The organism is Cohnella sp. GCM10020058, from assembly GCF_042683485.1.
GTDB lineage: Bacteria > Bacillota > Bacilli > Paenibacillales > Paenibacillaceae > Cohnella.
In genome coordinates this window covers 311,616-325,411 of sequence record NZ_JBHUJV010000006.1, presented here as the reverse complement: position 1 = coordinate 325,411, position 13,796 = coordinate 311,616, and the positions used below count along the sequence as shown (strand labels likewise).

Genomic DNA, 13,796 nt, shown 5'->3' with positions numbered 1-13,796 from the left:
CGCCATGAAAAAGGACCCGTCCATATCGGGCGGGTCCTCGCATCTTGAGTCGCCTATTTCACTTTCTTTTGCTTGATCGCCAGCACGCCCATCTCCGTATCTACTACATATAGCGTCCCGTTGCCGTCGACCAGAATCTCGCTGATCGATCCCATGTTCTTCACGACCAGCACATACCGTTCCTTACCGGCTGGATCAAGCGAGAATACGCTGCCCCCGTTATCCTGAATATAAACGTTGCCTTTGGAATCGCTCAGCAAGGACATGACCGTGTAATAGCCGTTGAATCGCAGCGGATATTCCCATATCGTTTTGCCTGTCGTATCGATCTGGGCGATGCCGCGGTTCGCTTCCACATAATAGCGTCCATTTCCCGCCTTGGGCAGGATCAGATCCAGCTGAGCCGCGGTCGGCTTGGTCACTTTGGTCAGCTTCCCGCTCTTCAAGTCCAAAATTTCCATACGCGCCGTCGGATTGCCGAACGCCCGGACCCACTGTCCGGTTTTTTGGATATAGCCCGATGCCTTCCAATCCTTCGGCGTCGAATCAAGCGCCACGTCCCACAACAGCTTGCCGGAGCTGTTTACGTAGTAAACATGATTTAAATCGGTCAAGACAAGTACGTTATTCTGGGCGTCGACGATCAATTCTTCGATATTGGTCTTATGCGTCGTAAAGACATAGCTTCCGCTCGATGAAGAAGAAATCGTCCAGTCCACAAAGTCGTCGTTGACCCAATTGACCGCCCCATTCGGAGCAACGGAAACGAGCCCCCCGCTTATCGTCGTGATCAGGTTGTCATTCGAGTCCAGACCGCTTGCAGAAATAAAATCCGGAAATATGAAATCGTCATGAGGAAGATGATAAGTGGATTTGACCTTGCCGTCGCGCGTGAGCAGATCCACCCGGGCGTCGAACGTATCGTCCACAATATCCTTGCGGAGTGTGAAGATCGTTCCATTTGAAGATTGCCCCCATGCGTCCACACTGAGTAAATCGGAATCAAAATAATGCTGCTCCCACAGCTTTCGTCCGCCCGAGGTAGAAATGGCTTTCGTGTAATCTCCGTTCAGAAGCAGCAGCCGATCCACATTCAGCATGACCGGCCAGGCATCCTTTTCCGCTACGCTCCAATCGACCTCGAAGTTTTTGTAGCCCCGAAGCTGTACCTTTTTCCCGTTGTCGTTGATATAGGGCAACTCCTTGTAGTCGTTGGAAGGAAGCAGCTGCACCTTCGCCGCTGCGGCGGCACCCTGGAGGCCGGAAACGCTGACAAGAAGGAAGAGTGCCGCGAATAAGCCGAGTATCTTTCTTTTCATTCACAATCCCCTTTCATAAACAAGTAAGTTAGCACTAGATTTGGGACTATAGATTCATAGGACCTATTGTATTATGATATGGAATAATCTTCAAGGTACAATCAAAAAAGAAGGCTCCGGCGCCTGCCCGTTCAAGGTACAAGCAGCGCCGAAGCATCCTGTTCCATTCTCATCACGCAGTCGATCGGCAAGCCGACCAATTATTTTACGTTTTTGCTGATTATCGTAACGATCTTCTCGATCACGAACTTGTACTTGTCCCAATCCTTGATGAGCTGACCCGCGCCGGAGCTGAACAATGCGATCAGCACCTGGATGCCGATCTCCGTCCGATAGGTGTCGAATACCGCATTAATGACGTCCGTGACGCCGTAGCCCGACATGAAGAGGATCAACGTAGCGAATTTCCAGTCGCTCACGCCGCCTTCGTTCTTCAGGATGACGGACGCCTGGTTCGCGCTCACGCCGATCGCCCGCATGATGGACAAGCCCGCGATGTTGGGCACATGTTCGCCGACGACTTCGGCGGCAATCCCCAGGGAGCTGCGCAACGACGCTTGCTCCGCAGTCGACAACGCCTTGACGATCGTGAACGTTTCGCCGTACTTATTACCGTTCGCATAATTGATCAGGCCTGCCAGCGCCACCAGCGAGATCGACTCGTGCTTCTGCAGCTCCCGCACGACGTCGATCAGCGGCCAGCGATGGGTGGTGCCCGCACCGTACGACGTCCCGTAAATGTAGATATCGTGAATCGTCCACATCATCGGCTCGCCCGACCGATAATAAGCGTCGACCAGCGTCGGCAGATCCGAGAAGCCGCCTTCGTCCAGGTAACGGATCATCCAGAATGGCTCCGTATTCGCGCGGTAGAGCGACTGTGCGATCTGGACGGCCGAGAAGCCCTGTTTTTTCAAAATGACGACGAGATCCGTGCTTCCGTTGCCCAGGGTGCCGAAGTAATTTTCCAGCGGATAGCCCAGTTTTTTCAGCCAGACGACTTTGCTTTCCGTCGAGTAGCGGGCGCTGTGCAGAATCTCCGACGCTCGCGTCGCCGAGAAGCCGAAGCTCCTCAGCAGCGCCGCGATGGAATCGTCGAAGCCGAAGGCCAGCATGCCGCTCACGATCGCTTCCGCCGTGAAGCCCGCCTTCTTCATCTCCTGCGCGATGCTGCCGTGCGTCGCGTTCGGCAGCGCCAGCGTGAGAACGCGGACCGGCGTAGCGCCTTCGTTCGGATTGTAGCGCGTCTTCAGCAGCATCGCGGCCATGCTCGCGGCATCGGAGAAGCCCGCTCTCACAAAGTTCTGCGCGATGTCGGCTTCGGTGCTGTAAGGCTTGTAACGTGTAAGAATTTCGTACATGATGCTCTCTTTATCGTAGCCCAGGGACTTCAGCGTATCGATGAGGAAGCTGCGTCCTTCGGCGCTGAAGACGCGCCCTTGCTTCTCCAGCTCGTTCGTAATCTCGTACGCATTGGCGCCCCGCTGCTTCATCAAGGCCAGATAGCTCGATAACGGATCCGAACCGTAAGCCGTCTGCAGCGCCACGAGGATATCCTGCTGCCGGTAGTTGGAGATCGCGCTCATGTAAGTCAGTGCCGCCTGCATATCGGCGTGGTAAATCTCGTTCAGTACGCGCGCGGTCAAGGCCATGCCCGCACTTCGATCCGCCAGGTACCGCACTGCCGAGCGGGCATCCGTGATGCCCGCGCCGACGAGCAGCTTCGCGGCGTTTCCGATCTCGTCGCCGGCTCGGTAGGCCTCGTTCACGCCGTAGCTGATCTGCACCGTATTGTAAGCGGCGCTCTCGAACAGAAGAGCCGAAGCTTGCGCGGCATCCTGGCCGTAACCGTTTTTCAGCACGCGCGCGACAATCGCGAGGTTAACCGCGCCGTTCGCCTTGTCGTAACCCAGCTGACGCAGCTTGACGATCGCCGCCTTGGGCGACGTCACGCCCTGCGCGGACAGTACGTCGAGGATCGTGCTCTCTTCCGTGGAACTGTAAGCCAGCGTCACCTTATTAAGCACTTCGCCGAGCGTATAATTGCTGTTCCCGACGAAGTAAGCATTGAGCAAGGCGGTCGCTTCGCCGGAGGTTTTGCCGTATACCGTTTTTAGGGCGACGGCCATTTGGAGCAGCTCGTAATGATGCGTCGACATGAACGACAATGCTTCTTCCGGCGTATTGGCGGCTGCGCCCGCCAGTATGTCGGCGAGGCCAAGCTCCTGCTGGCCGAACACGTACTTGAGCGCCGCGATGGCCGCTGGCAGTTGAGTGACGCCGCTGTTGCGCTGCAGAACGACCGCCGTCACTTCGCTCTTGGAGAAGCCTGCTGCCGCCAGATTGCTAGCCAGGTTGCCCGGATCGTTCACGCCGTGATTGTTCAGGTAAGTGGCGACCTCCGAGGCATTGAAGCCTTGAAGCTTAAGCAGCTTCACCGCTACGGCGATCTCGGCTTCGCGATAGATGTAGCCGATCGCCTGACTGACCGCCTGCACGTCGTGCGACGCCGTGAGCAGCGACAACGCCTGGTCCGCCGTCAGACCCATATCTGCGCGCAGCACAAGCACGATTTCATTTATGCTGTACGGGCTCAGCTTGCCCACGATCTCGGCGTTGGTCAAGCCCTTATTCTTGTAATACGCGTTCACGTCGCTGGCGGTCAGGCCGTATTGCTTGAACTTGTCGATCCACCCGCTGCCGTACCTTGGATTCGACTCGATCGCGGCCAGGATCGTCTGCATCGGGATGCCGGTATTTTTAAGAATGCCGATGATGCCTTTGACATTCGCCGAGCCGAAATAATCGTCTAGCCCCTGGATCAGCTCGTTCAGCGTGAACTGGCTGGAGACGCTCATCGCATTCGCGACATCCTGAATGGTCACCGTACTGCTGCCGTACAGCAACAGCGTATCCCGGATAATGCCCCAGGTCGACGGCACGCCCGGTCCGCTGACCCGGCCGTCCGACTTCTCGAGCTCCATCCACTGCTGCATCGTCATGCCCATCCGGCCGCGCAGCTGCATGGCTCTGTCGTAGAAGCCGGTCGACCAGCCGTTCAGTCGGATCTTGTAAAAGGCCAGGCCGACCGTCTGGACGTCAAGCGTCACGCCGGTATCCTCCGCGAAGGCGTACAGGACGGCCGACAGCACTTCGTCGCTCGTATAGTAGCCGCCCCCGAACGATTGGAAGGCGCCGTCGATCGTCAGCGGATATCCGTCCTCCTTGGCGATGTCGTGAATCGCGCGCAGCGCCTGGTCCGTACCGATGCCGGCCGCCTTCATCTCCCGCAGGACATTCGGTATATTCCGGCTGTACACCCGATCCAGATAATATTTGGCTAGTTGGGCAGAATCGTACCCCGCATCGGTCATCGCCTTGAAAATCGTAGATTGCGCGCCCGCGCCGGAATTCGTAGACGCGAACGCGTATCTGAACCGGTCCTGAAGCAAGACGTAGGCCGCCGGGATCTCCAGCTCGTAAGCCTGCTTGAAGACGACTGCAAGCTCGCTGAGTCCGTAGCCCGCCGCCAGGACAGCCGATGCCGTCTGATCGACGGCGTAGCCGCCCGCCCTCATGGCTGCGGCGAGCTCGATCGCGCCCAAGTTCGTCTGCTTGAAGGCGTAGGCGATGACCGCAGCGCCGTCGGAAGCGCCCGCAGCCTTCACTGCGGCCAGGACCTGGCCGAAGGGAATTCCCGCGCGCAGCATGCCCGCTGCCGCATCTTTGCCGGCAAAGGCGCGGCTGGCCGCGGCGTAAACCTGCTCTTCGCTCAGACCCGCGGCGATCAAAACGTTAACCAAAGACGCGGCGTTATCGATGCCGTATGGCGACGCGATAACCGAGCCGATCTCCGTCGGCGTATACCCGGCGCCGTACAGCAGCTTGACGGCCGCTGAAGCGCCCGGGCTGCCGGCCTGACCGGCCGACAGCGCCGCGGCGGCGTCGGCGATGCCGATGCCGGCTTCCTTCAGCGTCTTGTAGGCCGCCGAAGGCGCCAATCCGTAAACCTCGCCCAGCAGACGGACGATATCGGCCGTGCTCGTACCGAGCTTGCGAAGCGTCGAGACCGTCTTGGCCGCCGGATCCGTCAGGTTGGCGTACAGAATGCCGGCGATCTCCCGGTCGGTCTGACCGGTCTCCTTCAACAGCGACGCGATCCGGTCGCTCTGGAATCCCGCAGACCGCAGCGCAGGGACGAAGATCGGCGCCTCATAGCCTGCAGCCACGAGCGTCTTGAAAATGTCTGCGCTGATTAAGCTGTATCCGGCCGGCAGCAGGCCGGCAAGCGCGGTCAACCCGTCCGCCTGCATATTTCGGAACAGCTGCGCCATCTGGCTCGCGTTCAAGCCGTAGACGCCGGCGATCGCCTGCGCGTAATTGTTCGTCTGGAAGCCGGCGACGCGCATGATGTCGGCTGCCTCCGTCGCGCTCAGCTTGAAGCCGTCCTTCAGCTTCTGCGCCGTCGGTGCGGCGTCGTATCTGGCTTGCGTCATCGCGTAGCCCAGCGCCGTCGTGCCGACCAGCACGATGGCGTCGCTGAATGCGGCCAGGTTGGTTCCGTTGATCGCCTTGACCGTATTCTTGCCGGAGAAAGTCACATACACCTTGTCCGAGGGACTGATCAGCGTGTACGGATCCAGCTGCAGGATAATCTGGGTCGGATCCGAGCCCAGGCTCTTGCCGATCCCGCTCAGCCAGCTGTTATTGTATTTGACCGAAAACTGCGCCGACGTCGGAACCGTGGAGATCGGCCTGTCGAAGCTCAGGACGATTTTGTTCCCGATCTCATCGGTCACGGCGTTCAGCAAGGCAGGTTCGACGGCTGCGTTGTTCACGGTGAGCGGCGTGCCAAAGTCATAGCCGTCCTTGCTCACGACGAGCACGTATTCCGTATTGACGCCAACGTTCGCCTTGATCCGGTACGTATATCCGCCGTCCGTCGTCGTCGCGGATTGAACGGCGAGGGTCTGTCCGCCTCGCGTGAGGGAAAACTTCGCGTCCTTGACGCCAGGATCGAGCTTGACGGTAAATCCGCTCGTATCCGGATTCAATACCGTTGCCTCGACCTTGACCGGCACGTGGAACGCGATGTCCGCGCCGAAGTCGTAGCCCTTTTTGCGAAGCTTCAAGGTGTAATCCATGCCCTCGACGATATCTCCGATGACCTTATAGGTGCCGGCTTGGTCTCCTGCCGTCAGCGTGACCCCGGTCACAGCGTCTCCTTCCGGCGTGTACAAGCCGATATCCGCCGCGGAGAGCTCGACCTGGGTCGAGCCGAGCGTCAGGCTGAAGCCGCCTCGCACCGGCTGGCTAACTGCGGCTGCGACCGCATAAGGCTTGATCACTTCGATCGGCGCGCCGAACGGATGGTTCGGATCCGCGATCGCAAGCGTATAGCTGGCGCCTGTCTCGAGGCGGAACTTCAGCTCGAAGCTCGAGCCGGTGAAAATAGCGCCGCTCAGATCGTACAAATCGTTGCCGCTGCCGAATGTGTACGCACGGCCGTCTGCGTCCGTCAGCTTGACGTAAGCGCCGTTTAGATGCGGTACGGGACGGCTGAGGTCGAACCGGAAGGTCGACTCCCCGATGCTGCCGAGGCGCACCGTGATCGTTTCCCGCACGCTTGCCGTCAAGGCGGCTCCGAAGTCGTACCCGGCTTTGAGCAGTTCAAGCTTGTAATCCAATCCGGGCTTGAGCGCTGCAGTTACCCGGTAGGAGGCGCCGTCGTCCGCGGTCGTCACAGCCGCGATCGCGACAGGCGTGCCATCGCTGTCCGACAGGTTCAGGTCGCTTGCAGCAAGTCCCGCGACAGGCGTTCCGAGATGGATCGTCAAGCCCTGCTCGGATACGTAATCCAGATTCGCCGCTACGGGAATCGGCACCTGGAACGACAAGCCTGCGCCGAGCCCGTATCCGTTTTTCGACACCGTCAGGCTGTAACTCTCGCTCTCCGTCAGACTCGCGCGGACGGTATAGGTCAGACCTTGGTCCTCCGTCGTCACGCTGCTCACCGCTACGGGCTGGTACTGACGATCGCGAAGCTGGAGATCCGCGGCGTTCAATCCGACGACGGCTGTATCGAACTTCAGCGTGAAGCCCGACTTTGTCATGCCCGACACGGATGCCAGGACCGGAATGTCCACGTGGAAATCGGTTGGCGTAAACGCATAACCGGATCGCTGCGTAGTCAACGCGTACGACTGGCCGCCGGTCAGCGCCGCCGACAGCGTATAGCTGGCACCTCCGTCCACGGTTGTCGCGGAAGCCACCGGCGTCGATACGCCGCCCGAGATCAGGCTGAAGTCTTGCGCAGTCAATCCCGCTACGGCCGGACTGAAGGATAAGGTTAAGCCGCCCGTGCTTGCGTCGGTGATCGTCGTCGCAATCTGACTCGGAATAAAGGCCGAGACCGCTGTGCCGAAATCATAGCCCGACTTGCCCGCCGTCAAGGTATACGTTCGTCCGCCGGCGAAGTCCGCCGATACGGCATACGTAGCGCCGCCGTCCGAAGTGAGCGCGGAATCGGCCGTCCAATCGTTGCCCAGATCGTCCTTGATCGTGAAGCTGTCCGTCGTTAGATCCGGGACGGCAGGGCCGAACGCAATCCGGATCTCCTTCGCCGCGACATTCGACAGGCTCTGGATGACGCCGACCGGCACTTCGGCCGTCAACTGCGCCCCGAAATCGTAGCCGTCCTTAACGATCGACAGGCTGTAAACGCTGCCCTGCGCGAACAGCGCCGTCAACGCATAGGTCAAGCCGCCATCCTCGGTCACGGCATCCAGGATCGGGAGCTCCTTGGGGCCCGCGACGAGATGGAAGCTGCGTTCGTCAAGGCCCGGCAGGGCCGGATCGAATGCGACCTTTACCTTGCTGCCGTTGCTGCCCGGCACCACGCCGCCGTAGCTGGCGTCGACATGGACGACTTTGATCGCAAGATCTGCGCCGTAGTCGTTGCCCGGGGTCGCGTTGTTAATACCCACGTTTTCCACTTGAACGGTATAAGTCTCGTCAGGCGTCAGCGCGATGCCTACCTCGTAGCTGAAGCCCTGGTCCGTCGAATACAGGCTCCTGATCGTCTGCCGCTCGCCCGCAGCATCCAGTACCCGGACTTCGATTTGGCCGAAAACGTGCTTCTTCAGCAGGTTCAATCGAAAGCCCTGGAGGCTCAGACTGTCGATCGATGCGCCGTTGGCGATAAGCGTGAATGTGGCCTTTTCCGGATTGTAATTCGCCTTGGTCACGGTCACCGTATAGGTCGTCCCGCCGGTCAGCGGCGCCAGGATCCGGTAGCTCTTGCCGAAGTCCGCCGTGGACGCGGCCGTCGCGCCGACAAGATGACCGTCCGCATCTTCAATCGCGATATCCGCCGCCGCGAGACCCGGAATGGCCGGCGAAAGGTTCATCGTAAAGCCTTTCTGCGACTGATTGGTCAAAAGGGTCTCCACAAGAATAGCGTCCGAAATCGTGATGGCTGGCCCGAAGTCGTACCCCGGATACACGATTTGAAGCGTGTAGGCCATCGGCTGCGACAGGTCCGCGTACAGCGTGAATACGCCGGCGGATACCTGGTTGACCGTAAACGGCACAAGTTCTCCGTCGCCGTCCTTCAGGATGAAGTTCGCTGCCGTCAGCTCCAGCTCATGGTCGATGCTGAGCAGAATGGACGTATTGTTCTTGGAAAGGAGCTGAACGACGCCCGGCTTCGGGATGTCGAAGCTGACCGGCGAAGCCAGCGCGTACTTGTCCTGATAGGTGCCGTATTCGTCGCCGGACAGCGTCACCGTATACGTATCCGCGAAGGCCAACTGATAGGCGATCCGGTACGTCTTGCCCTGATCGGCCGTCGAGATCGTATACTGGCCGGTCGGCAGGCGCACGCCTTGACTGTTCTTCAAGGTAAGGTCCATCGCCCGGAGTCCCGGCACCGGCTCGCTGAACGTCAGCGTGAAGCCGTAGAGGGAAGGACGCGACACCGTGGCGCCCACGTTCTTCACGACGGTAACCCGCAGCGGATCGTAGAGCTGATCGTCCTCGTTCGGCAAATAGGTGACCCAGTACAGCTTGCCCTCCGGCATCGATGCCTTGACGACATAGCTCAGGCCGTCATCCGCGGTCTCCGCCGCGCTGATCGGCACGACCGTTCCCGCATCGTCTACGAGCTTGAAGCTAGCCTTGGTCAGACCGGGCACCGGCACGTTAAAATTCAGCGTGAGCTGCGCGGCCGACTTGCTCGCCACGGATACGATGACCGGCGTCGTAATCCGGATGGCCGCGGTCGTATAGCCCGGCTGGTTCACCGCGACGTCATACGTCTTGCCCCAGCCCAGCAGGTTCAGGTTGCCGAAGTCGGCCCGGTAGCTCGCGCCGCCGTCGGATGTCGTCAGCGCTTCGTACAGCTCCTGATGCTGCGCGTCTGTAATGACGACCTTGGCGGCATTCAGATCCGGCAAGGCCGGCGTTAAATACAGCGTAAAGCCGTTCGGCGTGACATTGCCGACGCGGACGGACGCGCTTTTGTTCACGTAGAACGAATTGGACGCATCGAATGCGAAGAAGCTTTTTGCGAAAACGGCCTTATACGTCTTGTCGCGAATCAGTATCGCCGTCACGCGATAGCTCAGGCCTCCGTCCTCCGTCGCGAGCAGAACGTTCTGGACGGACGCGCCCGACGAATCGGCGAGGCTGAGGTCGGACGGTTCCAGATCCGGCACCTGATGGTTAAACGTGACGGTGAAACCGCCCGTCGTGACGTCCGTAATGACGGCGCCCGTCGCATCGACCGTCTCCGGCACGACGAGCGTCGCCTGCGCGTCCGATTGATAAGGCGTGCCCGAGGGGAGCGATCCGCTAAGCGTCAGCGTGTACGCGCCCGCCGCCAAGCCTGCGCCGCCCATCACAACCCGGTAGGACTGGCCATGGTCTTCCGTCGAGACCGATTCGGGATAAAAATAGTGGCTATTGGCATCTTTCAGCCTGAATCCGTTTGTCTCGATGCCGTCGACGGCGATGCCGAGCCGAACCGTAAAGACGTTGTTGGACTCGGCCGTTGCCGTCAGCCGCGTCTCGAGCGGAATCCATACGAGCGGCAACTCCGTACTCGGGTTCGATTGCAGGGACAGCGTGTATGCGCCAGGGCTGAGACTTGCCGTAAAGTCATACGAAGCGCCGTTCCCGTTCTTCGTCACGGATCCGATGGGTACAGTCTGATCGGCGCTGTTTTTCAGCACGAAGTCGGAAGTTGCATAATTCATGGCGGGATTCAGCAATAGCCTGAAGCCCGACGGGGATGCCGCTTCAATATAATGAAAGGAAGTAGGACGGATCATCTTGGGGTCGCCGAAGTCGTAGCCCGGGATCATGACACGAACATAATAGCTCTGCGCGGCCTCCCTCGCGAAGTGAAGCAGATAAAACTGCTGAGGCGCGTACCAGCTGACCGTGAACGTCACAAGGTTGCCTGCGGCGTCCGTCACGCTGAAGTTGCTATGCGTCAAGGCCGAGCCGACGCTGGGGTTGAAGCCCGCGAACACATCGTCCTGTCCCCAGGGCGAAATGGTGACGTTCGCGATTCGGAAGGTCGGAATCGTGCCGAAGTCGTACCCGGCGCTCGTCATGCCAAGCGTATATATACGACTGCTGCTCAGCGACGCTTCGATCCGATAGCTCGCGCCTTGATCGGCGGTCGTCGCCGATGCGACGGCGATGGTCCCGCCCAGATCATCCGCAAGCGTGAAGTCGGCTGCGGTCAGATCCGGCAGCGGGACGCTCAGCTTCACCGTGAATCCGGCGTTCTCGACCGACTTGACCGTCGCCGTGACCGCGATCGTATCCGTCATGTCGAAGCCGCCGGCCGCGACCTTGTTATCCGCCCAGGCGATCTGGAACGTATAAGGCTGCTGCCCGGACAGCGGCACGCTCACAACGTAGCTTGTGCCTGCAACCTTCTCGGTGACCGACGGGATGACGACACGGTTGCCTTGGCCGTCTTTGAGCACGATCTCTCTGGCGAAAAGGTGATCGACCTGGCTCCCAAAGGTCAGGAGGAACCCGTAATGGGCAGCCCAGGTCACGCTCACCGGAATCTCGGACTTGTCCGTCACGGGGACCGCGACGACCGCATCCTCTGCGAAGGCGTATCCTTCTTCCGCCAACGCCAGCTTGTAGGTCTGGCCTTCGCCGAGCTGCGCCCAAACGCGGTACGTCCCGTCCGTGTCCGCCGTAACCATGTCCACGGGAACGTTGGCTGCGCTTGAATCCTTCAGGACAAAGCTGAGCGCATCCAGATCCTGGATCGCCGGGCTCAGACGGATGGTAAATCCGGACGATGTGACGGCGCCGACCGTCGGCGTGACCAGGACATCCGGCACGCGCGGAACGACGACGCTCGAAGCCTGCGAGGCCGCCGAGGTTCCCGCCGCATTAATCGCTTGGACGACAAAAGCGTATTCCGTGCCGTTGGTGAGGCCCGTTACCGCGATCGGGCTGCTGTCGCCCGTCGCCGTGAACGAACCGTCGGTCGTTGCGACCTTATAGCCCGTGATCGTGCTGCCGCCGTCGTCGGCCGGCGGCGTGAAGTGAACGATAGCCTGGCGGTCTCCACCGACGGCGGCTACGATTGCAGGCGCGCCCGGCACGGTGGCCGGTGCCGTTGTCGGTTCAGTCGTCGGCGATGTTGTGGGCGATGTCGTTGGAGATGTCGTTGGCGACGTTGTTGGAGATGTCGTCGGTGACGTTGTTGGTGACGTTGTGGGTGTTGCAGTTGGCGTTGCGATCGGCGTAGGCGTCGGGGTTGCCGCCGGCGATGTCGTCGGGCTTGTCCCTTGACCCGCATTCGAATGGCCCGCCTGCCCCGCCGCTTCTCCGGACTTTTCAACGTTGGCAGGCTGCTTCTCGAACGTTACGTTCGCGGAAGCCACGATGGCTTTTTGAATCGTGCCTTCGCCTTTGACCGAAGCGCCGCCCTGCAGATTCATCTCGGTCACGCGTACGCTGCCGTCAAGCGTAATCGTCGATCCGGTTACCGCCGCGTCTACGGACAGATGCTCGATGACGCCTGCGGATACCGACAATTTCACGTTCGCTTTCACTTCAACATTTTTAAAGTCGCCGGACAAGGTCACTTCTCCCGCCTGGGAGATCGTGATGCCCTCGATGCCGGCATTGCCTTCGGACTCGACAGTCGCATCCGAACGGATGTCCATTTGCTCGACGACCGTCGTTCCGCCGACGACGACGCGCACGCGTCCGCCTACCTTCTCGACGACGATCGACGTCAGGGTGGAATTATCGATGTGGATACTGTTCGGTCCGCCGCCTTTTACGATCGTACTGCCGGAGACTTTGACGTTCTGCAAATAGACGTCGCCTTCGCCCACGGACTCGGCGATTGTGAGATTACCGCGAATCGTCAGGTTTTGCAGCGTGATGCCCGGTGCTTGAATCGACACGTCGCCGGCTACAGCCGCCTCGCCGCTTGCCGGACCGTAAGCGCCCGCGTCCGTCAGCGCCTTCGGAGCGGCCTTGAACGTCGCCGTCTGCCCCGCATCCAGGCTACCTTGCTTGAGAATCCGATTCAGCAGCGCGGCTGCTTCCGCGCGGGTCAAAGCCTGGCCCGGCCGAATCGTCGCATTTTCGAAGCCCTTCATGTAACCGGCTTCGATTGCGCCTCTGAAGGCGTCCGCGCTATAAGCGGGAACCGCAGAGCGGTCGCCGAACGCGGTTAACGGGTCCGTACCGGTTTTCGTCAAGAAAGGGACGAGCCGCGACAGAATAACGGCCGCCTCGGCACGGTTCAATGGCTGGTTCGGTCGAAACGCTCCCAGCGCATCCCCTTGAATATAGCCTGCTTGCGATCCGATGCTGACTTGCGTAGCGAACCAATTTTTCGGTTGAACATCCGAAAAAACGGCAGCGCCCGGAACGCTAAAATGAAATAGCTTGTTCACTAACGTCACGAACTCCGCTCTCGTGACAAGGCTATTCGGCCGGAACGTGCCGTCCTGGAAACCGCTGACGATCCCCTGATTCGAGAGGTCCGTAATCTCCTGTTCCGCCCAGTGCCCCTTCGTATCGTTGAATGAGGTCAAAGTGCTCAGCAGGTCCTGGATCGCCGCTTGTCCGCTCTCGGCCGAGGCGCGATTCGCCGGAACAAGGTTTGCCAGCATGGCCAGCACAAGCAAGCAGCTGACAAAAATACGATTTCTTTTGTGCATCAAATGATGGTACACACGTTTGCCCCTCTCGATGTTGACACGCTCCGACAAAAAATGGTTCATATCTACCATCTTAACTGATCCGGATGTCAGCAGGATGTCGAAATTAAAAATAAATGTAAAATATTCGACATTTATTTAATAGAGAAGAAAGCAAGAAAAACGGCGACCGTTCCCCGGTTGTACACCGGAATACGATAACCGCTTCGCTAGTCTCCCGTTCTTGGCTGGCCTACGCCACCGTGCACATTTATTGTGC

General features: G+C 59.6%; 2 protein-coding genes. Both read right to left on the bottom strand.

All coding sequences use genetic code 11. The features are described from left to right. Positions 1-53: 53 nt before the first annotated feature. Positions 54-1,319: an outer membrane protein assembly factor BamB family protein gene (locus ACFSR7_RS09855; protein ID WP_378160994.1), complete on the bottom strand. Its 1,266-nt coding sequence runs from the start codon at positions 1,317-1,319 to the stop codon at positions 54-56. A 200-nt stretch (positions 1,320-1,519) separates the two neighbouring features. Further along, on the bottom strand, positions 1,520-13,552 hold the full coding sequence (locus tag ACFSR7_RS09850; RefSeq protein WP_378160992.1) for an S-layer homology domain-containing protein: 12,033 nt from the start codon (positions 13,550-13,552) through the stop codon (positions 1,520-1,522). Between the last annotated feature and the right edge of the window lie 244 nt (positions 13,553-13,796).

What these genes read in the sequence shown, in the direction of transcription:
- ACFSR7_RS09855 (WP_378160994.1), bottom strand. Translation starts at nt 1,319, where the DNA reads ATGAAAAGAAAGATACTCGGCTTATTCGCGGCACTCTTCCTTCTTGTC.